This is a genomic window from Prosthecobacter sp. (assembly GCF_044236155.1).
In the GTDB taxonomy this organism is placed as follows: Bacteria; Verrucomicrobiota; Verrucomicrobiia; order Verrucomicrobiales; family Verrucomicrobiaceae; genus Prosthecobacter.
Genome location: NZ_JBIIHA010000032.1, coordinates 17,233 through 37,905, shown reverse-complemented (window position 1 = coordinate 37,905; position 20,673 = coordinate 17,233). Strand labels below are relative to the sequence as shown.

Annotated in this window: 17 protein-coding genes; 6 read left to right on the top strand and 11 right to left on the bottom strand. The window is 61.6% G+C overall.

Going from position 1 to position 20,673, the window contains the following annotated elements; translation table 11 throughout:
* Positions 1-62 precede the first annotated feature (62 nt).
* Positions 63-1,760 (top strand): apolipoprotein N-acyltransferase, encoded by a 1,698-nt coding sequence (lnt, locus tag ACILSE_RS20215; RefSeq protein ID WP_395719249.1) that lies wholly within the window; start codon positions 63-65, stop codon positions 1,758-1,760.
* Here lnt and ACILSE_RS20210 read toward each other — a convergent pair.
* Positions 1,750-3,042, bottom strand: coding sequence for a S8 family peptidase (locus tag ACILSE_RS20210; protein WP_395719248.1), 1,293 nt, complete (start codon positions 3,040-3,042; stop codon positions 1,750-1,752). The two genes, lnt and ACILSE_RS20210, sit on opposite strands and share 11 nt — an antisense overlap.
* Positions 3,043-3,162: 120 nt before the next feature.
* Between ACILSE_RS20210 and ACILSE_RS20205 the strand changes: the two genes are divergently transcribed.
* Positions 3,163-4,923, top strand: a complete 1,761-nt coding sequence (locus ACILSE_RS20205; protein WP_395719247.1) for a sodium:calcium symporter — start codon at positions 3,163-3,165, stop codon at positions 4,921-4,923.
* 36 nt (positions 4,924-4,959) lie between these two features.
* Complete coding sequence (locus ACILSE_RS20200; protein ID WP_395719246.1) at positions 4,960-5,115, top strand: hypothetical protein; 156 nt, start codon at positions 4,960-4,962, stop codon at positions 5,113-5,115.
* Here the strand turns inward: ACILSE_RS20200 and panB are convergent.
* Positions 5,112-5,870, bottom strand: a complete 759-nt coding sequence (panB, locus tag ACILSE_RS20195; protein ID WP_395719245.1) for a 3-methyl-2-oxobutanoate hydroxymethyltransferase — start codon at positions 5,868-5,870, stop codon at positions 5,112-5,114. The genes ACILSE_RS20200 and panB overlap by 4 nt on opposite strands.
* A 97-nt stretch (positions 5,871-5,967) precedes the next feature.
* Between panB and ACILSE_RS20190 the strand changes: the two genes are divergently transcribed.
* Positions 5,968-6,105: a hypothetical protein gene (locus ACILSE_RS20190; protein WP_395719244.1), complete on the top strand. Its 138-nt coding sequence runs from the start codon at positions 5,968-5,970 to the stop codon at positions 6,103-6,105.
* 46 nt (positions 6,106-6,151) lie between these two features.
* On the opposite strand, the gene ACILSE_RS20185 is transcribed toward ACILSE_RS20190, so the two are convergent.
* Positions 6,152-7,894, bottom strand: coding sequence for a hypothetical protein (locus ACILSE_RS20185; protein WP_395719243.1), 1,743 nt, complete (start codon positions 7,892-7,894; stop codon positions 6,152-6,154).
* A 340-nt stretch (positions 7,895-8,234) separates the two neighbouring features.
* Positions 8,235-8,723 (bottom strand): hypothetical protein, encoded by a 489-nt coding sequence (locus tag ACILSE_RS20180; RefSeq protein WP_395719242.1) that lies wholly within the window; start codon positions 8,721-8,723, stop codon positions 8,235-8,237.
* A 106-nt stretch (positions 8,724-8,829) separates the two neighbouring features.
* On the opposite strand from ACILSE_RS20180, the gene ACILSE_RS20175 reads away from it, so the two are divergent.
* Entirely contained in the window at positions 8,830-9,249 is a 420-nt protein-coding gene (locus ACILSE_RS20175; protein WP_395719241.1) for a hypothetical protein, read from the top strand.
* Between the two features lie 30 nt (positions 9,250-9,279).
* Here the strand turns inward: ACILSE_RS20175 and ruvB are convergent, their stop codons facing one another.
* The 7 genes from ruvB to ACILSE_RS20140 all read right to left on the bottom strand — a co-directional run bounded on the left by ruvB (position 9,280) and on the right by ACILSE_RS20140 (position 19,582).
* Positions 9,280-10,284: a Holliday junction branch migration DNA helicase RuvB gene (ruvB, locus tag ACILSE_RS20170; RefSeq protein ID WP_395719240.1), complete on the bottom strand. Its 1,005-nt coding sequence runs from the start codon at positions 10,282-10,284 to the stop codon at positions 9,280-9,282.
* A gap of 49 nt (positions 10,285-10,333) precedes the next feature.
* Complete coding sequence (locus tag ACILSE_RS20165; RefSeq protein ID WP_395719239.1) at positions 10,334-13,522, bottom strand: FtsX-like permease family protein; 3,189 nt, start codon at positions 13,520-13,522, stop codon at positions 10,334-10,336.
* Positions 13,519-14,193, bottom strand: coding sequence for an ABC transporter ATP-binding protein (locus ACILSE_RS20160; protein WP_395719238.1), 675 nt, complete (start codon positions 14,191-14,193; stop codon positions 13,519-13,521). Before ACILSE_RS20160 ends, ACILSE_RS20165 begins: the two co-directional genes overlap by 4 nt.
* 51 nt (positions 14,194-14,244) lie before the next feature.
* Positions 14,245-15,528, bottom strand: coding sequence for a phenylacetate--CoA ligase family protein (locus tag ACILSE_RS20155; RefSeq protein ID WP_395719237.1), 1,284 nt, complete (start codon positions 15,526-15,528; stop codon positions 14,245-14,247).
* Between the two features lie 95 nt (positions 15,529-15,623).
* On the bottom strand, positions 15,624-16,493 hold the full coding sequence (locus ACILSE_RS20150; protein WP_395719236.1) for a D-hexose-6-phosphate mutarotase: 870 nt from the start codon (positions 16,491-16,493) through the stop codon (positions 15,624-15,626).
* Positions 16,494-16,503: 10 nt separating this feature from the next.
* Positions 16,504-16,962 carry a cytidine deaminase gene (gene cdd / locus ACILSE_RS20145; protein WP_395719260.1) on the bottom strand — a complete coding sequence of 153 codons (459 nt, stop codon included), beginning with the start codon at positions 16,960-16,962 and terminating at the stop codon, positions 16,504-16,506.
* A 61-nt stretch (positions 16,963-17,023) separates the two neighbouring features.
* Positions 17,024-19,582: a CehA/McbA family metallohydrolase gene (locus ACILSE_RS20140; RefSeq protein WP_395719235.1), complete on the bottom strand. Its 2,559-nt coding sequence runs from the start codon at positions 19,580-19,582 to the stop codon at positions 17,024-17,026.
* 80 nt (positions 19,583-19,662) lie between these two features.
* Between ACILSE_RS20140 and ACILSE_RS20135 the strand changes: the two genes are divergently transcribed.
* Positions 19,663-20,631 (top strand): heparan-alpha-glucosaminide N-acetyltransferase domain-containing protein, encoded by a 969-nt coding sequence (locus ACILSE_RS20135; protein WP_395719234.1) that lies wholly within the window; start codon positions 19,663-19,665, stop codon positions 20,629-20,631.
* Positions 20,632-20,673 lie beyond the last annotated feature (42 nt).

Here is a 20,673-nt window from a genome sequence, read left to right as displayed (position 1 = left end):
CGAAATCGGCCACGGAGTATTGGCGGTTGTGGATTCATCGGCGCGGGGCATCATCCGCGCCCGTGACCGATTCAAAACAACTGCGTCTATTTCTGCTCCTGGCTCCGTTGCTCAGCGGGTTCATCCTGGTCTTCGCATTTCCTGGCTGGAATTCCAACCTGGCAGTCTGGGTGTGGTTGTTTCCAATGCTCGCGGTGCTGTGGGCGTGGCGGGATTTGGAAGGTGTGAAGGTGCGGCCTTTCTGGCGCGGGTATCTCGCGGGGTTGGCGTTCTTTCTGCCGAACCTGTGGTGGGTGCGGCATTCCTCGCGGGTGATCGGCGGTGCCTACGATGACTCGTGGGTGGGCTGGGGGCCGGAGCTGATGGGCTTTGGCGCGGTGATCGGGCTGTCGGCGTATTGCGCGGTTTATTTCGGCCTGTGGGCGTGGTTCACCCATCGTTTTGCACGGCCTCGGGTGAAGACGCTGACAAAGGACGCGTGGTGGCCGAGCGTGCTGCATTCCTTGAGGTGCGCGTTCCTCGCGGCGGCGGCGTGGGTGGCTTGCGAGTGGCTGCGCAGCACGACGGTCTTCACCGGCTTCGGCTGGAACGGCCTCGGCGTGGCGATGCATCGAAATCTCGTGCTCATCCAGGCTGCGGATTTCGTCGGCGTGATGGGGTTGTCGTTTCTGCCGGTGTTCACGGCATGCACGGTCTGGAACACGCTCACGCGGCTCATCTATGCATATCGCGGGGAGGGGACGTGCAAGACGCGGCTCGACTTCACGGTCGCTTTGATCCTGATGCTGGTGGCCGCCGGCCACGGCATGCTCCAATTGACCGCAAAGCCTGGGGAGAGTGTCAAGGTGCGCACGGTGATGGTGCAGCCGAACGTGGCGCAGGTGGACGCGTGGACCGGACGGCTGACGGAGCAGATTTACGGGCGGTTGGACAAGTTCACGCGCATGTATGCCTCCGCCCGCGATGGAAAGACACCCGCCGACCTCGTGATCTGGCCGGAGAGCGCGCTGCCGGTGAACATCAACGACAAGTTCCATCAACTGCCCGAAGGCTGGCACACGCGATACTTTGACGACCTGCTGCACTCCGGCGACTTCGCCCTGCTCACCGGCACGGAGATCCTGCAGGAGGATGACAAGGCGCATGTGTCAGCGGTCTTGTTTCACGGCAACGCGGCGAGCCGGCAGGACTACCACAAGGTGCATCTCGTGCCCTTCGGCGAATACCTGCCACTGCGGGACATTCCGCCGTTTTCCTTCCTGCGCGGCGTGCTGCCGGGGGATTTCACTCCGGGTGTGCAAACCGAGCCGTTACGGCTCATGAAGCCAGACGTACAGATCATTCCGCTCATCTGCTTCGAGGACACGGTGGGACGTGTGGCGCGGAAATTCGCGCGTGAGCAGCCGCAGATGATCGTGAGCCTCAGCAACGACGGCTGGTTCCTCAACAGCATCGAGACCGAGGTGCATCTGGCCAACGCGATCTTCCGCGCCATCGAACTGCGACGCCCGATGGCGCGCGCGACGAACACCGGCGTGACCTGCTTCATCGACACGCACGGCCGTGTGACTTCGCGGCTGGATGATCCAGACACCGGCACGTCTTTTCTCGAAGGCGTCCTGCCCGGCGAGGTCCATGTGCCGCTGAAGGGCGAGATGACGGTTTATGCGCGGTTCGGTGACTGGTTTGCGATTTCGATGCTGCTGGTCTGCATCGCCACGTGGTTTTCGGCGCGCCTGTTTCGCCCGGCTACTTCGTGACCTGGATCAATCCCGCGCCCACGGCTGTGTTGGGTGCGTCGAGCGGCTTCGCGGTGCGCGTGAGCAGCGGGATGATGTTCTGCGAGTAATAGCCGCGTCCGAGAAGATAAGCGACGACGCCGGTGGTGATCGCGGTGGACTGCGAGGTGCCGCTGCCGATGACGAGCTTGTTGTCAGCGTAACCGGAGACGATGCCTACGCCCGGGGCGACGAGGGTGAGGCCGCTGCCGGAGTTGGAAAAATAGGCCTGAGTGCCTGTCGCATCGACCGCGCCGACGCTGAGCACGCCGGAGAGGCCGGCGGGCATGGAGAGGGCGTTTTGCTGCTCGTTTCCAGCGGCGGCGACGATGACGGCGTTGCGACTTTGCGCATAGCGAACGGCTTCTTCCAGCATCGGCGATGTAGCGGAGGAACCGAGGCTGATGTTGATAACGCGGGCACCGAGGTCGGCGGCTTTGACGATGGCGCTGGAGAGCAGGGCGGTGTTGCTGTCGCCATTCGTGTCGGCGACGCGGATGTCGAGCAGTTTGACCGCCGGAGCGACGCCGCCGACGGTTTCACTGCTGCCGGCGATGAGCGAGGCCATCGCGGTGCCGTGGCCGTTCATGGCGCTGCCGTCGTTGACGAGGTCGATGTGGGTGATCTGTGCGTTTCGCAGCGAGGGATGCGCGGAAATGCCGGAATCAATGACGGCGACGGTGACACCCTGTCCCCAGCCGGAGCGATCTCCCGCGGCACCGATCATTTCGAGCCCCTGGCTGCGAAACGGCTCGCGTCCGCCGGCGTTCGCGGTGTCGGTTTGCGGCAGTCCCGGCACGCGCACGAGGTAATTCGGCCCGACGTGAGTGTAATCGTCGCCGTGCTCGTTCAGATCGCGTTCAAGGCCGCTCGTGTCGCGAAAGCGCACGCGTGCGCTGCGCAGTTTGGGATCGTAACCGAGCACTTCGAGGCCGACTAATGCCGCACGGTCGCGAAATGCGGCCAGCGCCTCCGGCGTGCGGAACGTGAGCAGCGCTTCGTTCGGGATTGAGCCGGGAACGTTGAGCGTTTGAACCTTCGGTGCCGGTTTGGCGGCCTGTGAAGCTGGTTCGACCACGGCCGGTGCTGCGACTGGCGCTGATGTGGTTTTAATGACGGGCCTGTCACTTCTCACGGGTATCGCCGCCGGGATGGCTACAGCTTGCGGGGCGCGATTCATCTCAATGAGCAGCCAGCCGAGCGCGCCCGTCATCAAAAGGATGGCGGCGGCGAACGCGATGACTGGCAGGCGGCTGGGCGGCATGGGCGCAAAAATTTCGCACAGGGCGGCGCTGGCGCGAGTTTTGCTTTTTTTGAGAGCGTCGCCGCACTTTCCTGAACAACAGTCTTGTCGCGTCGCGACGCTTTGCCTAACCTCGCCGCCATGTCGCAACAAAAAGAAGCTTGGGGATCACGTCTGGGAGTCATCATGGCCGTCGCGGGCAGCGCGGTGGGATTGGGGAACTTTCTCCGCTTTCCGGGCCTCGCGGCGCAGTATGGCGGCGGAGCTTTCATGCTGGCCTACGCCATCAGCTTCCTGATCATCGGCCTGCCGATCGGCTGGGCGGAATGGGCGATGGGGCGCTACGCGGGCAGCAAGGGCTACAATTCCTGCCCAGGTGCCTTCGCGGCGATCCTGAACAGCCGCTGGGCCAAGTATGTGGGTATCATCGGCGTCATCGTGCCGGTGGTGATCTACATGTACTATGTCTTCATCGAGTCGTGGTGCATCGGCTATGCGGTGAAGTTCTGGACGGGGCAAATCCACCTCAGCAACACGGAGCAGACGGTGGAGATGTTCAAGATGATCAGCGGGCAGGCCGGGGACGGCGCGGCGTTGTCCTTGTCCTGGAACTCGGCGCTGCCGTGGCTGGTCATCGTGTTTGTTTTCAACTTTTGGCTGATCTACCGCGGCCTCTCCGGCGGCATCGAGAAGATGTGCAACTACGGCATGCCGCTGCTCATCGTGCTGGCACTCGTGGTGCTCGGCCGCGTGATGACCCTCGGCGCTCCTGATCCCGCCAAGCCGCATGACAACGTGGTCAACGGCCTGGGCTACATGTGGAATCCGAGCAAGGTGCAGGTTGAGCGCGCGCAGCCCGCCGAAGGTGAGAAAACCCTCGTGCGCGAGGTCGTGGGTGCGGCGTCCATCGCCGAGGCGGAAAAGGAGGTCGCGGCCAGCGGAGGTGCTTTGAAGCTCGTCACCATCACACCGTGGCAGCAGCTCAAAAACCCGCTGCTGTGGATGGCGGCGGCGGCGCAGATCTTCTTCAGTCTCTCGGTGGGCTTTGGCGTCATCATCGTGTATGCGAGCTACTTGAAAAAGCAGGACGACGTGGTGCTCAGCGGCCTCACCGCCAGCAGCGCGAACGAGTTCTGCGAGGTCGCGCTGGGTGGATTGATCACCGTGCCGGCGGCGGTGGCCTTCCTCGGCCTCGCCTCGGTCGCGGGGCAGGGGACCTTCGGTCTCGGCTTCACCGTGCTGCCGCTGGTGTTCGCCAAGATGCCCTTCGGGGCGTTTTTCGGCGGCGCGTTCTTCTTCATGCTCTTCCTCGCGGCCATCACGAGCTCAATCTCGATGCTGCAGCCCGGCATCGCCTTCCTGGAGGAGGCAATGAATGTCGGTCGCAAGGTCAGCGTGACCATCCTCGGCCTGCTCACGACCTTCGGCACCGGCTTCGTGGTCTATTTCACGCACGACCTGAAGGCGCTCGACACGCTCGACTTCTGGGTGGGCACCTTCCTCATCTTCATCCTCGCCACCATCCAGATCATCGTCTTCGGCTGGCACTGGGGCATCGAGCGCGGCCTGCGGGAGGCGCATCAGGGAGCCTCCATTCGAATTCCGTCGTTCTTCGGTCCCATCATGAAATGGATCTGCCCGGTGTTCCTGCTGGCCATTTTTGCCATGACGGTGCTGACGAGCCTTTTCGGCTTCGATTTGAACTCGATGACCTTCGGCGCGCCGTCCGCCTACGTCATGGATTTGATCGGCGGAACGAAGGACGGCAAGGCCGTGGGCACGAACCAAGCCGCGCAGCTCAGCGTCGTGCTGGTGGTCGTCGTCGCCATCTTCTTCAGTCTGCTCTCCGCCCGCTCGAAGGCCTACCAACGCGCCGAGCAGGGCCTCAACAAGCATGATTGAACCAAGCACGAAGAACAACGAACCAGAAACCATCCCATGACCACCTCCGGCCTCCTCGTCATGCTACTGTCAGTCGGCACCGTCACCGTACTGTTCGGCTGGTGCATCTACAAGGTGCTCACCACGCCAAATGAGACTGAAAAAGTCCATGGCGTGGAGTTTCACACGCCGGACATGGACGCGGACCGTTAGGCGCGCACTTCCGCAAGGTACTCGCGCACGGCACGCAACGTTTCTCCTGCGACGTCGGCGCGGGCTTTCGCAAATGGTGGACGAAACCACGGGAAGCTGCCGAGAATGTCCGGCGTGACAAGAACCTGCCCGTCGGTGCCCATGCCCGCTCCGATGCCGATGGTGCTCGCCTTCACCATCGCTGTGATTTGCGTCGCCACATCTGGAACGATGCTTTCCAGCACCATCGCCACGGCTCCGGCCTGATCCAGGGCCTGTGCGTCGGCGATGAGGCGGTCGATTTGCTCGCTCGTCTTGCCTTTCTTCTTGTAGCCGCCCTCCTCCTTCACGCTCTGCGGCAGCATGCCGATGTGACCGACAAAGGGGATGCCCGAGTCGATGATCGCACGCACCTGCGGCAGCATGCCGACGCCTCCTTCGAGCTTCACGGCGGATGCGCCGCATTCCATGAGGCGTTTTGAGTTCATCACGGCCTCCTCGGGCGTGCGGTAGCTCTGAAACGGCAGGTCGGCGATCACTGGAGCCCGTTTCACGCCGCGACAAACCGAGGCGGTGTGGATGAGCATCATGTCCATCGTCACACCGGTGGTGTCCGGCAGGCCGTGCACGACCATGCCGAGCGAATCGCCCACGAGGATCAAATCGATGCCCGCTTCATCAAGCATGCGACCGGTGGGGTAATCGTAGGCGGTCAGCACGGCGATTTTGGGGCCGTGTTGTTTGCGCAGGGGGAGGTCGGAAAGGCTGGAGAGCATGTTGCGCATGCATCGCAGCCAGCGTGTGGCAATTCAAGTCGTGGAGTGGTGGAGATTGAACACGAAGAAGAGCCGCCGCCCGCCGTTAGTTGCCCGCATGCCCTCCTCTCCTGAAGATGATGCCGCGCTCAACCGCGCCCTGTGCCGTGGAGAAGCACAACGGCTTGGTCGTCAGTGGTTTGCCTTTTGCGCGGCCACGCTCGCGGTTGTCACTGCAAAGTGGGTTTCAAAGTGAGAGCACAGTGTTGCGGGCGCGCTGTGATTGCCGCCTGGGCAGCGCGCTACCTCATTTTGAAGAAGTCCTCGCCCTTGATGACTTTGCCCTCGCCCATGACCACGGTGAACTTCCCGTTGTTGCGTCTCGCCAGATCATCCAGCTCACGCGCGGCATCCGGCTGCTGCATGGCACTGGTGTGGATCGTCGTCATGGGCGGCCTGCGCTTGTTTTCTGTCGTGACAATGTCGATCCAGCCCATTTCGTCAGACTGGTTTCCATCGGTCATGAAAAAGATCACGTCGGGCTTCGGGCTGGCGTTCAGCGCCATGAGCAACCCTGATCCCCAGTTGGTGCCGCCCGGATTATCGGACCGCTCGATGATCTCCCGGCTGTCCTGCAAAGAGAACGGACTGGCCTGAAGGTATTTGAAGGTGGGGATTTTCACTTTCTTGTATTCCTTCGGTTCGATTTCCCAGCGGTACTTGATGAGCGCGTCCGAATTCCGGCTGTCCACCTCGTTGTGCGGCCAGGCGAAATCGGAAAAGAACAGGACCTGATAAGCAGTGCCCGGAGGGATCTGGCTGATGCTTTTGACCAGTTCCTTTTTCAGCAGATCGAAGCGGGAGATTTTTTCTCCCTGTCCGATGGCGGACATGGATCCCGACACATCCACGACAAACACCACGCGCCGCCCGATGGCGGTCTGGCCGACAAAACTGAACTTGCCGCCACGCCCGATCCCGGCGCCAAAACCGCCGCCCGCACCACCTGCGCCCATTCCCATCGGCTGGCTTGCGCCCATGGCACCCGCCTTGCTGATGTCCATGCGGCTGGTGATCTTCGAGAAATCCATCATGTCCATCGGCGGCATCTCGGGCAGCACGATGTCCGCCGCTATGGTCTGCACGGTGATCTTTTGCATCCTGGGCTTCGCCTTCACCCATGGATTTTTCTTCTGTTGAATCTTGTGCGCCAGATTTTCAGCCGCCGCCTCAGACTGGGGAGAACTGCCGCCGGGCAGGAAGTCCACCTGTCGCTCCATCACCTGTGACACACCCACGAAAGCAGCGATCAGCAGCAGAAACAGATGCACACCAACGCTCAGGCCGAGCGAGCTCACGCCCACTTTTTCCGCCAGCTTCCGCCAGCGTGTTTTTTTGGCTGTGTCCGGATCTTCCGGCTCTTCAGGCTTGGGTTTCGGGGCGATGAAAGGCTTGGGATTTGCCAAGGTGTCCGGCTGCTCTTCCGCCTTGGGCAAGGACTCCACCCTGGCCTTTCCTGTCGGCATTCTCGCCGGCGTGACAGCTTTCTCCATCGAACTACGGCTCCTCAAGGAGACAGCGGGCGTCTCCACTGGACCGCTCTTTAGATCGGGCAGCCGCAGGGCTTCAGGAGCACGTGGTGTTGGCAGGGGGGCTTCTGCTTCCGACGGCTTGGGATTTACCGCCGCTTTTTCATGAGGCGGGCTGACTGTCGGGGCCTGTTCCTTTTCAAACGCCTCCCAAAAGGCTCGCCCGTCTTGTTCTGGCTCGGCCGGCGCACTCGGCGGAATGGTTGTTTCAGCAACATCAGGCTCAAACACACGCGCCTTCTTCGCTGATTGAGGTGCCTGGAAGGAAAGTGGCGTTTCCTGAGGCGCTGGCGCGATCTCGGGAGGTTCCTCATGCGCAGGCTGCTCCGGCTCTGCTGTCCCGGGCTGCGGGAGGCTGCGTCCTGCTTTCCAAAGCACCTCCTTCTCCATGACTTCTTCCTCCGTCGAATCGACGGTGGGCAGGAAACTGAAATCGTCGGGGACGTGCCTGGGCATGGCGTGAGCGATAGTGGCGGTAAACGCGCCCGGTTCAAGAAAGTTCCTGCAAGGTTTAGGCGGCAAAATGAACCTCTGAGCAGGACAGCCAGCGTCATCCTTTTTTTAATCCAGCGCCCTTTCAGATCATCGAGATGAGCCAGCAGCGGCGGTTACCACCCGGACATGCGCATTCACACCGGGCTATCGTAGGTTGTGTCCTCACGCATGTGCGCGAGTGGAGGTGGTGATGAATATAACGCGTTGGTCATCATCGGGACCAAACTCGCCGCCGCGACGAAGGAGTTCGAGGCGTGTTTGAAGTGAGCGGAGCGCGGACACTCCTGTCGGCCTCGTGAATTTACCGCACCGGCACGAAACGCACGATGTTGCGGTGATACACCTCGCACTCCTTCTTGTGCAGCCAGATGCTGAACCAGAACAGCAGCCCGCCGTAAATCACGACTGCGAGCAGCAGCGGCCTGCCTTTTGACGAACGCGAGAACGACAATGCCACGGCGCTGAGCAAGGCCATCGCATAATACGGCCAGGACCAGTCCTTGCGCCGCTGCGTCTGCTCCTGGATCAGCGGCGCGAAGTCCGGCGAGCGCGTCGCCAGGATGCGCGGCGTGGCCTTCTCACGCAGGTCGATGTAGGGCCACACGCTGGCGCATGACACGCAGATGATCCCAAGCGCCAGCATGCGGCTTCTGCCCTCGCGAAAGACGAACGAAATGATCAGGAACACCAGCCCGAGCCCCAGGCCGAACAACGGCAGCGGCTCCAGCAGGAGATGCAGATACTCCGGGTCGCAGATGCTCTGCCAGAGGGTTGTCAGTTCACGCCACATGCGGGTGGATGCTGAATGACGAATGACGGCGGCGCAAGGCGCGTGATGGCTGCTCTCCCGCGAAAATTCTTGCCGCCCGAGCCTTCGATTGCGTAGCCTTGCGACCATGAAACGAAGAATGTTGCTCGCCCTGCCTCTCGCGGCGCTGCCGCTGGCCTCATGCAAGGACATGACCCGCGGCATCCGCCTGGCGGACGCCGCCGTTGATGATTTCCACAAGCGGTTCAACGAGCGGAAGTTCAAGGAGATCTATGCGGACGCACACGCGGACCTGAAGGCCGCGACGACAGAGGCCGACTTCATGAAACTACTCGAGGCCGTGCATCGAAAGCTGGGCAAACACACAGGCGCTTCCAGCTCGGGATGGCGCATCAACAGCCACAATCTCAAAACCACAGTCGCCCTCACGCAGGATGCCTTCTTTGAGCAGGGGAAGGGGACCGAGGTCTTCACCTTTGTCATCTCCGGGGAGTCTTGCGCCCTGCAAGGCTATGACATCGAGTCGAAGGACATGATGCTCAAATGACCCCGGTGGCCGGGAGCGGATGGACGTGGTTCAAAACAGCTCCGCCTGCGATTTCACCGGCGGGATGAGCCCCAGCTTCTTGTAGGCGGCAGGCATCGCCACGCGTCCACGCGGCGTGCGCTTCAGATACCCCTGCATCACGAGGTAGGGTTCATGCACATCCTCCAAGGTGCTCGCGTCCTCGCCCACGGCGACAGCGACGCTGTTGAGACCGACGGGGCCTCCATCAAACTTGCCGATGACCGCCTCCAGGATGCGCTTGTCCATTTCATCGAGTCCGCTTTCATCAATGTCACGCATGCTGAGGGCCTGATTGGCGACTTCCTCCGTCACGACATTCTGCGCCTTCACCTGCGCGTAATCGCGCACCCAGCGCAGCAGATGATTCGCGATGCGTGGCGTGCCGCGGGAGCGGCGGGCGATCTCATGCGCACCGGCTTCCTCCATCGCCACGTTCATGAGGCGTGCCGAGCGCATCAGGATGTGCTGCAGTTCCTCGCTCGTGTAGTAGTCGAGCCGGTTCGGAATGCCAAAACGCGAGCGCATCGGCGCTGTGAGCATGCCCGCGCGTGTGGTGGCACCCACGAGCGTGAAGGGCGGCAGATCGAGGCGGATGGTGCGGGCCTTCGGCCCCTGGTCGATAATGATGTCGAGCCGGAAGTCTTCGATGGCCGGATACAGGTATTCTTCGACGCTCGGGTGCAGGCGGTGGATTTCGTCGATGAAGAGAATGTCCCGCTCCTGCAAATTCGTGAGAATGCCCGCCAGATCGCCAGCACGCTCGATTTGCGGCCCGCTGGTGGTGTGCAGCTTCGTTCCGACCGCGTTGGCGATGAGATTGGCGAGCGTCGTCTTGCCCAAACCGGGTGGTCCGCAGAGCAGCACGTGATCCAGCGACTCCCCGCGCATCTTTGCCGCCTCAACCATGACGAGGAGCTGCTCCTTCACCTTCGTCTGGCCATGAAACTCCGAAAAATCCGCCGGGCGGAGGGCGAGATCGAAAGGAGAGTCGGGATCGTTGAGCGCGGGATTCACTGCCGCTCATATGAGCGTGCGAACAGCGATGCGCAAGGCGCGGGACGCTTCACTCGCGGCGGATGGCCTCGGTCAGCCGTCCTTGGACCGCCGACGAAACGGCGATGACACAAACGATGAGGCCAAATACAAACACAGCCGTGATCAGTTGGCCCAAAAAGGCCACGGGCAGCCCGCCGCCGCTGCTTGTGAGCTGCGGAATGACCGCTAGGGCCGCCGTCGCTACACCCAGCAACATGCCGAGCATCAGCAGCACGCCATGTTCTCCCAGAATCATCCAGCGCAGCGCTCCTTGCTCGAAACCAAGCGCCTGCATTAGTCCCAGTTCGCCACGGCGCTCCAGCACATGCCGCGCGATGAGCACTCCGATGCCTGCGGTGCCCAGCAGCACGCCGAGACCACCCAGAACGGTGAAAATGCCGATGTAGGTGTTTTGGACGCTCAGGAACAACTCCAGTCGTTGCTTTGTCGGTTCGAGTGCCAGACCGCGTGGTTCGAGCTGACGCGTCAGATGCGCGGCGATCTCATCTCGCTGCTCCGGTTTGGCATCGACGAGGAAGAAGCGATAGCCGGCCGCATCGGGATACTTCGCGAGGAAGGCTGCCTCGCTGATGATCATTTTACCCTGGAGGACCGAACCGGCCAGCAGGCCGACGATTTTGACCTGGAAAGTGTTTCCGCTGGCATCCTGGTAATCGATCGTGTCGCCGACGCCTTTGCCCAGGCCCCACATGGCGGTCGCTTGATCGGCGATGGCGGGCACAAACGAGGAATCGCTCAGCTTTTCCCAGGCACCGGAGGCGAAGGCGAATGATCCGGCGAGTTTCGTGGGATCGACTCCCACCAGCAGCGGCTTCTGCGCGCGGTTGAGGTTCAAGCAGCTCGCGTCATCGCCTTCACGAACACGAAACGGCACCACACGGGCCTGTGGCATGAGCTTCTCATCGAGACCGAAGGCTTCCCAGCCTGCTTTCGAGTTCAGATCCTCATAAACGGGCAGGGACGACTCGCCAACGAGCGCAAAGCCGCCTGTGCCGCTGCTGCGCTGCGTTTCATCACCTGCGCTCATGCGGAAGGCGTTCACCGCCACTACAAGGAAGATGCCGCCCGCCATCATGCCGATGACCGCGAGGCTCCGCGAAGGACGACGCGAGACATTGCGCGAACCGATCTGCCACAGCGAGCGGGCCAAGCTGCCGCTGTCGCGATGCATGCGGCTTTTCAACCAGAGAAGGCCTGCGATCATGAGCAGCATGCCCGAGCCGAAAAACATGCCGGCGACGGCTTCCGGGTTCTTCACGAAGAATCCGCCGGCAAGAAGCAGCACCGCGATCGCTGCCAGAACAGGCATTACCTTCGATCGTTTCGTCGTGCCGGCTGGAGCGGCGCTTTCCTGCCATGAGCCGGCTAGCAGGTCCCGCGTGGCAATTTGGAAGAGTTTGCGGCTGGCCCAGAACAAGGTGAGCAGCACGACGACCAGCGTGGCGAGGCCTGCGTTGAAGATGGTGGCAAAACTCGCACTGAAGACCAGCGGCAGGCCCTGCGTGGCGCCATGCCACACGTTGGAGAGGCCGTGCAGCGCTGTTTGCGTGTAGGCGATGCCGCCGAACACTCCGAGCCCGATGCCAGCCACAGCGATGACACCGGCCTCCATCAGCCAGACGCGGCGCACCATGCCACGCGTCCAACCCATGGCCATCAGCAGGCCGATCTGAGAGGCGCGACGCTCCAGCGTGAACAAAAACAGCAGCGCCGCGAACACGAGCGCCGCAGCGATGAGGAACATGCTCAGGCCGATGAACAAGCCGCCGAAATCCACGCTGCCTTTCGCCGCCGCACCGGCCTCGCCTTTGAAGTCGCGGGGAACGAGTCCAATGTCCGACAAATTCAACCGCAGGGCCAGCATGTTGGCCTTCGCCTCCTCTGTCTGGCCTTCATCCGGCAGACGCACGGCGGTGAGCTTGCCAAAACGGTTCGCCCAGAGCTTCTGACCTGCGGCGAGGGTGATGAAGCCTTTGGGCGTGCCTTTGTATTCGTCCCAGTAGTCCTCGTCCTTGTCGCGGATGGCCTTCATGTCCATCGGGATGCCAGGTTCCCAGTCGCGGCAGTTGTCCACGTCGGAAACGCCGGGGAAATCGGGCGTCCAGGCCTTGGTGACCATCGGGTGATCCATGGGAAGGATCGCGCCCACTTTGAATTTCGCCTCCTGCTGCTTCAGATCGCGGCCGAGGCCGACCACGAAGTATTTCACGGTGACTTCGTCGCCGATGACCAGTTTCTGATCGTCTGCAAGCCACTGCGTGATGGTGATCTCGTCGTCCTTGCCCTCGCCGACGGCGGTGATCATCGAGTAAGGCGTTCCACCCTTCGCGGAGGTGATTCCATTGACCAGATAGGTCAGCACGCCGCGTGCGCCTTTGAACTCGAACAGCTTCGTGGCCAGGCTGTCGTCCAGAAACACGCGGCTGGTGCTGATCTCCCATTCCTTGGCCACGCCGGCGATGCGTTTGAGCTGCATGGAGAAGTCCGCCAGCGTGCGGAAGTTTTCCAGTACGGCACGCAGCGCGTTGAACTGCGGATGCAGCAACGCGTTCACACGCCCATCCATCTCAAGCTGGTTCTGCAAGTCAGACAGGTTCACAAAGACCGCATCTGGCGGAATCTGCGAGGCGATGAGCTGGAAGGTGCCGAAGTCCTCCGCACTGACGATGGCGGCGATCTTGCGACGCAGGGAGATGTCTTCGTTCGTGCTGCCGGACAGCGGTGCATCGCGTGAGATGGCACTCGGACGCTCCAAACGCACCAGTACCGTGTCTCCCACCTTCATATCGAGCTTGCGGGCGAGTGATTCGTTGATGGCGACGGAGGATTTGTCGAAGGAAATAGCCTTGCTGCTGGAGCTGAGCTTCCAGAACGCCTCGTCCACGCCGAGCACCTGGGTGCCGTTGACGCGCGTTTTGCCACTGGCTGCGCTGGCGGAGCCGGTGGCGAGAATGAGCGGCGCGGCTTGGGACTTGCGGGCCAGTCCCTCGGTGAACCAGCGATCTCCGCCCAGCACACCGCCTTCGACCTTGCCCAGACGCAGTGCAGCGACGCGTCGCAGGCTCGCGCGCACCGAATCACCCACGAGCAGTGAGCCGGTCAGGATCGTGGCGGCGAGAAAGGTGCCGAAAAGCAGGCCCAGATGGCCGCGCCAGTAGTGGCGGGCTGATTGCAGCACGTAATCCTTCAGCTTCATGACAGGACGCCTTCGTGAATCGTCATCACGCGGTTCATGCGCTCCGCCTGCGCTCGATGGTGCGTGACCATGACGAGCGTGACGCCGCTGCTCTGTTGCAATTTGAGCAGCAGGTCGGTCAATGCGGCCGCATTGGCCTCGTCGAGGGCTCCAGTGGGCTCATCGGCCAGGATGAGACGCGGCTGATTGATCAGCGCACGAACGAAAGCCACGCGTTGGCGTTCGCCGCCGGAAAGCTGCGCTGGTTTCCAGCTCATGCGGTCCTTCAAGCCAACCTGCTCCAGCAGTGATTGCGCACGCGTCTGCGAATCAGCGGGCGGTGATTTGAGCGCCAGCGTGGGCAGTAGCACGTTTTCCAATACGGAGCACTGCGGCATCAGGTGATGAAGCTGGAAGATGAAGCCAATCTTCTGGCTGCGGATCGCCGCGAGCTCCTTGGCTGTGCTTTGCGTGAGATCCTGCCCATCAAAAACGAAGCTGCCCTCGTCTGGCGAATCGAGCGTGCCGAGAATGTTCAGCAGCGTGCTCTTGCCGCAGCCGGACGGCCCGACAATGGCCACGGATTCTCCCGCCGAAATGCCGAGCGTGATGCCGCGGAGAACGGGCACGCGAGCACCGCTGCCCGGGTCGAGGTAGGATTTGGTGACGTTGGTGAGCTGAATGAGGGGCATGGTGGAAATGGCGAAAGACTAAATCAGAATGACGGCCGACGTGGAGTTTTGTCATTCTTGCGCGACAAGACGCCAACGCTTCGCCTTGAACTCATGGCGCGGAAGGCTGTTCGGTTCGGCGAGCCTGACCGGGATGCGCAGGGAAAAGGTGTCCTTCAGCTTGGTTTCAATGCGTTTGAGCAGAGGTTTGGCGACATTGCCGTCCATCTCGACCAGAAGCTCGATCTCGTCCATCGCATCCACCTTGCGCTGCTCCACCATGAATTCGATGACCTCGGGGAACTGGCGGACGACAGCCTCGACCGCGCTGGGGTAGATGTTCACGCCGCGCACGACGACCATGTCGTCCACGCGGCTGAGGATGCCGCCGTCGAGGATCAAGCGGCCGCGGTGCAGCTTCTTTTTCACCCAGTCGCCGGTGCGATAGCGCAGCAGCGGACAGGAGGTACGGTCCAGCGTGGAGAGAATCAGCTCGCCGCACTCGCCATCCTCCACTTCCTTGCCCGTTTGTGGATCGACGACTTCGGCCAGATAGGCGTCCTCCATCACGATGAGCTTCTGCGGCATGTCCTCAGCCTCGTAGCTCACCGGTCCGACCTCCGTCATGCCGTGATGATCGAAGATCCGCGCGTCCCAGAGTTTTTCGAGGCGTTGGCGGACTTCCGTCACGCTGCCGCCGGTTTCGCCGGCGACGATGATCTTGCTGATGCGCAGGCTCATGCGCTCCACTCCGGAGGATTCGCCGATCAATTCACCGAGACGAAGCGCATAGGTGGGAGTGCAGCACAAAACGGTCGCACCGTAGCGTGCCATCGCCTCAAGGCGTGCCTGGCTGGAGAGTCCGCCCGCGGGAATGACAAGGAAATCCTTTGCCGCGGCCTCATAGGCCGTCCAGAAGCCGAGAAACGGTCCGAATGAAAATGCGAAGAAGATGCGGTCGCGGCCTTTGACGAGTCCGGCGGCGTCAAACACGCGCTGCCAGCATTTCAGCATCGCGTCCCAGCTTTCCGGCGTGTCCACCCAGGCCATCGGCTCGCCCGTGCTGGTGCCGCTCGTCTGGCAGAAACGCGTGTATTGATGAATCGCGCGCGTCAGGTTCGTGCCGAAGGGCGGATGCGCGGCGCGGTCGGCCTGGATGTCTGCCTTGGTGGTGAAGGGCACCTGCGCGATAAAATCCTCGATCCGGTTCATGCGGCTGACCTTCAGCTCCCACTCGCGGATTTTTTTGCCGTAGAAACTGTCCGTCGTGGCCAGATTGAGCACGATGGAGCGCAGTTTGCGCCACTGGTTGGAGCGCAAACGCACGCGGTCGATCAATGGAGGACCGTCAGCCATCACTCAGACATGGCGAGGCATGCGGCGGGGTCAAGCAACGCGCTCTTCAGACGCACCTGCGGCGGTGATTGCCTCACAGAACCAAAGTATTGCGCTTAATTTTTTTGAACACGCAGCCGCTGTTCCAGCACATGCTCCTTGCCGGGAGGCATTGCTATGACATCCGGCACAGCATTGGCGGCCTCGATGCAGACGAAATGCGGATAGGCGTCGTCGGGCAGGTCGGCGAGACGCTTTGATTTATCGATCCAAGGATTCCAAACGATGGTCGCCCGGCTGCCGGATTTCTCGACCACGATGGTCCTGCGGCCTTTTTTGTCGAGCAGGCGCACGGTGTCGCGTGACTCGTAGTTGCGGTCCACCTCGCGGTCGAAATACACGGGGCCGCTCTGTTCGATGCGCTCGGGCGAAAGGCGGCTTTCGACGTAAAACGCGTCATCCAGGCCGATCACCGCTGCTTCTGTGACATCCTCGACACAGAGGTAAGTGTGCAGCGCTCCCGTCATCGACCAAGCCTCCGCGCTGGTATTCTTGATGTGCAGTGCCATGCCGAGCTGCGCGCCCATTTTTACTTCGAAACGCAGTTCAAACGCGTGCGGCCAGAAGGCGCGTGAGGCATCGCTGTCGCGCAAATGGAACTGAAGCTTCACGCCTGCGAAGTTTTCCGTCACTTCGCCGATCTCCCACATCAAATTGCGCACGAATCCATGCGCGGGCTTGTCGCTTTCCATCGGGTGCGGGCCAAACCATGGCCAGCAGACCGGAACACCGCCGCGGATGGCTTTGCCCGGCTCCAGCAGGGCTTGAGGGCTCATGTAGAGCACCGGTTTCTCGCCTGCGGGTGTCCATTCCATGACATGCGCGCCGTTCAACGCGATGCGACCGCTCGCTGCAGCGTGATTGATGACGAGGACGGGATAGCCGGCGGGTTCTTCGATGAGCGTGACGGAGGGCGGGAGGTTCATGCGCGCCCATTCATATCTTGAAGCCGGACGGCAGCAACTCCGCCATTGTCATCGCCACCGGTTTTCCATCGCACAGAAACCACACGACCGTCTCCGGCGTGGCAAATTCGGCAATCACCTGCCTGCACGCGCCGCAGGGAGGGAATTCGTGGCCGAGAGCGATCACGGCGAGCGTGGCGATCTTCATCTGCGATCCTTCCTCGGCCACCGCGTGGAAGATCGCATTGCGTTCGGCGCAGATTGTCAGCCCGTAGCTCGCATTCTCCACATTGCAGCCCTTGAACAACCGGCCGCTGCTCGTGACCAAGACGCAACCGACCTGGAACTTCGAATACGGCGCATAAGCCTTCAAGGCGGCGGCTTTGGCGTGATTGAGTAGTTCGGCGGAGTTCATGAACGAAAGAAACTGCGTTTTTCGATTTGCGCGACAGCGTTTTGGAGTGCTCCAGCCCTCTGGAGCTTTCCGCAGGCCGACTGACTCTCGAAAGCGCCGGAGGGCCGGCGCACTCCAGGACGCTGCCGCGATTCACTCATGACTTTGGCTTTTCAGCCGCCGCAGAAGCCGAGGTGGTTGCCTTTGCCTCCTCCTTCATCAAACCAGCACGGATGAGCTGCGCCTTCACCTTGTCCGCGTTCATGCCGCCCACGGGCAGATCAAAGCCGAGCGTGTCGCCGTTCGGCTTGAAGCCGTTTCCGTCGGCATCGACGAAGATGGGGTTGTTGTAGGCGCAGGGGCGCATCTTGGCGTAGTCGCTGCTGCCGTAACCGGTTTTCTGATCGCCGTCTTCATCGATGGCCACGACGATGAGATGCGCGTCGTGCTGGAGCGGCACATGGATCTTCTCGTCGAACTTCACGATGCCGTCCTTGAACATTTTCGGATGGCTTTGGCGGGTGAAATTGAGCTTCGGATCGGGGCGGCTGTTCACCAGCACCTGCACGCGGTCGATGTCCATCCAGTCGGTGCACTGCACGCGCACCTTGAGGTCGATGCCGCCGGTGCTGCGGTCGTCATCTCCGGCGATTTTGCTGTTTTGTGTCGTCACTTCGAGGAAGGGGCCGGTGCTGAGCACGATGTGGCCGGCCTTCGCATGCGGGGAGAGTTCGGCCCAGTCGATCTTGGCCGGTTCATCGGTGCTGGAGGGCAGGTAGCAGCGCCAGCAGCCGACTCCGTTGCCATAAACGGAGTGCGCGTCTGCCACGCCGACGGCGGTGACGCGCAGGCCTTGATTCAACAATTGCCGCCACAGGAACTCGCGAATCTGCGATACTTTCATCGCCAGCGAACCTGCCGGACGGCTCAGACGGAAAGGTGAGTCTGCGAGGATGTCGGTGCCGGGCCCGTTTTCGCTTTCGGAGCCGTCGATCATGCCGTCCACACCGACGAAGCCGCCATCGGCGACGCCGTCGCTGTCACGATCCATGAACATGTTGGCCAGATCGGGATGATTGAACTGAATCCAGCGGTCGTCTCGTTCGCCCTGCCAGCGACGCAATGTGAGGGCCGTGATGCGCGGATCATCGTTCCAAACTGGAGCGCCGCCGTCTTGTTTGAGCGGATCAGGCTCAAACGGGAAGGCGTTGAAGTGCTGGCGGCTGCCGGTGAGCTCCATGCCCTTGACCGTCTTGATGTGATTTTCAAGACCCAGCGCCTTGATCGTCGGTTCCCAGTCGTAAAGGCGGTTGTGCTCGGTTGTTGGGGCGAATTCGAGATGCTCGGCGGCGATGTTGATGAGGCGGCCGTCGGTGTCGCAGACGTTGTCCCCGCTCGGCGTGCTGTGGTTGTGGAAGTCAGCGCTGATCCAGCCCTTGGTATCGACGAGACGTTTCAGCGTGCCTTTGAACTCGACAACCTTGCCGGCCTCCACCGTGATGTCTTTGGCGATGTGGCCATACTCTGGCCCGCGCACGACGACGACATGGTATTTCCCCGGCGGGAGCTGCTGGGTGAAATGCCCGTTCTCGCTGTGATACTGGTCCACACAGCCGTGGGCGCGCCATTTGGGTCCGAGGTTGAGCTTCGTCGCCTTTTCATCGAGCGGCGCGAAGTGCGCCTTGCAGGGCAGGGGCTTGCCATCCTCGCCGGTGATGGCGAAACGGATGGCCGAGGCGGCATCGAGCAACAGCTCCCTGTCACTCGGCACTTGTCGCTTCCACCGGACATCGGTGCGGCCTAAGTCTTTGACGATTAGCTCCACCTCGCTCGGAGGCAGCTTGAAACTGAACCGTCCTTTGTCGTCGGTGTATCCTGGGACCACGCTATTGCCAAATGGAACCTGGATAGAGGCAGTCGTGATGGGCGCGCCATTTTTTCCGATGTCACTGATGCTGCCCGCCAGCACTTCTACCTTCACGCCTTTCACCGACAACACTTCACCCACTGCCTGCGCAGGCGAGGTGCCGACGGCGAAGAAGCGCGAGATGACGACTTCCTGCTTCGGTTGCAATTCGATGGTGTCGGCCAGCTTGTCGATGCCGCTCAGGCTCAAGGTCGCAAAGGCATAGCCGCATTTGTGCGCCGGGTTGATCGCATCGGCCCAGCGAATGCCGTCCGAGGTTGTTCCTGTTTCATCGAAGCGGGTGAAGTCGTCTTTGGTGAAAGTCTTCTGTGGCTTGTCGGTCTCATTCCGCAGCACGGTGGTGATGAAGATGCCCTGAACGCCGTCTTTGACGCGGTATTCGTGGCGTTTGAAGACGCCGCCGTTCTTTGCCGCCGTGGTGACGGACTCGACCGCAGCGCTGCCTTCTTCCTTCACATTCGCGATCTTCACATAGCTGACCTGACCATGACCGCAGGGGCTGTAGATGACGAGTTGGTCGTTGTTCGCGCCGCGCAGGGTCAGATCGTAGAGCGCGCCGGGGGTCACGCCGTCCTCGCCGTAAAACGTGCTCATGTTCGCGCGGCGGTTCGGCGCGTTTTGGGAGATCGTGGCCTCGACCTTGTCGCTGCGCAGCACGAAGTCGCCTCGGATGCCGTCGGCCTCCTTGCCTTTCGGCAACTCGGTTTCGCGGCCGAGCGCAGCTTCAAAGACTTCGGCGGCAGGCATGGAAGCTGCGATCAGGAGTGAGGACAGGAGGATCAATTTCATGGCGGGAGCAGGGAAGCCTTACCAAACGAGTCCAGGAGAGTCATCTTGTGATGAAGCACAACTTTGTTAACCTCACGCGCATGTCTTCTGCCGCCCGGCGTCTTGAATGGCTCGATCTCTTCCGCGGTTTCGCGGTGCTGGGCATGGTGTGGACGCATGCGGCGAACACTTTTCTCGATTCCTCGCTTCAGGCGACATCGTGGTATGGCGAGCTGAGTTACTATCACGGCTTGATCGCACCCGCGTTGTTCTGGATCGCCGGATTCGTGCGTGCGCATGTCACCGCAGGCAAAACGAAGCCCGCATGGCCGGCGATGAAGCGTCTGCTCATGGTGCTGCTCATCGGCTACCTCATGCATGTGCCGTGGCAGGCGCTGTTTGATGCGAAAGCGTGGCGTGCAGCCTGCACGGTGAATGTGCTGCACTGCCTCGCGATCAGCGGCATGCTGATGCTGCTGGCTGAGCGATGCGGCCGCTGGCGCGATGCTGTGGCGGCTGGGTTGATGGTCTTCTTCGTCGCTCTGCAAACGTCGGCCGAAAGCTGGCACACAGGCGTGCTTTTCATCGACCAGTATTTCAATCGCAACCACGGCTCATGGTTCGCGCTGTTTCCGTGGGTGGGATTCGGCCTCGCCGGTTTTCTCACACGACACCTGTTCTGGAACGGCACGATGGGGCCTGGTTCCTGGATCGTTGCAGCCCTCGGCGGCCTGCTGGCCTTCGCCCAACCGTATTCACCATGGCCCGGAGGCGCGCCGGAGTTTTTCTTCGAACGACTCGGCTGGGTGATGATCGCGGCGGTGGCTGTCGCAGCCATGGCCGGAGTGGTTAGCCGATTGACAGCATGGTTGCGGCTCGCCGGACGAGAATCGCTGCTGCTTTACGTCGCCCATCTGCTGCTGATTCACGCCATCCCGATGCCCCGCCAGCCTTTGCAGCATCTCATCGGCATGACGCAGCCTGTTTGGAGTGTCGTCTTGATCTTCCTCGCCCTGTTTGCCGCCTCGCTGGGCCTCGGTTGGCTCAATGAGCGGCGCAAGGCTCGTTGAGCGCGGCATCAGGCAAGAGCGGCGGCTGATGTTCCGTAGTCT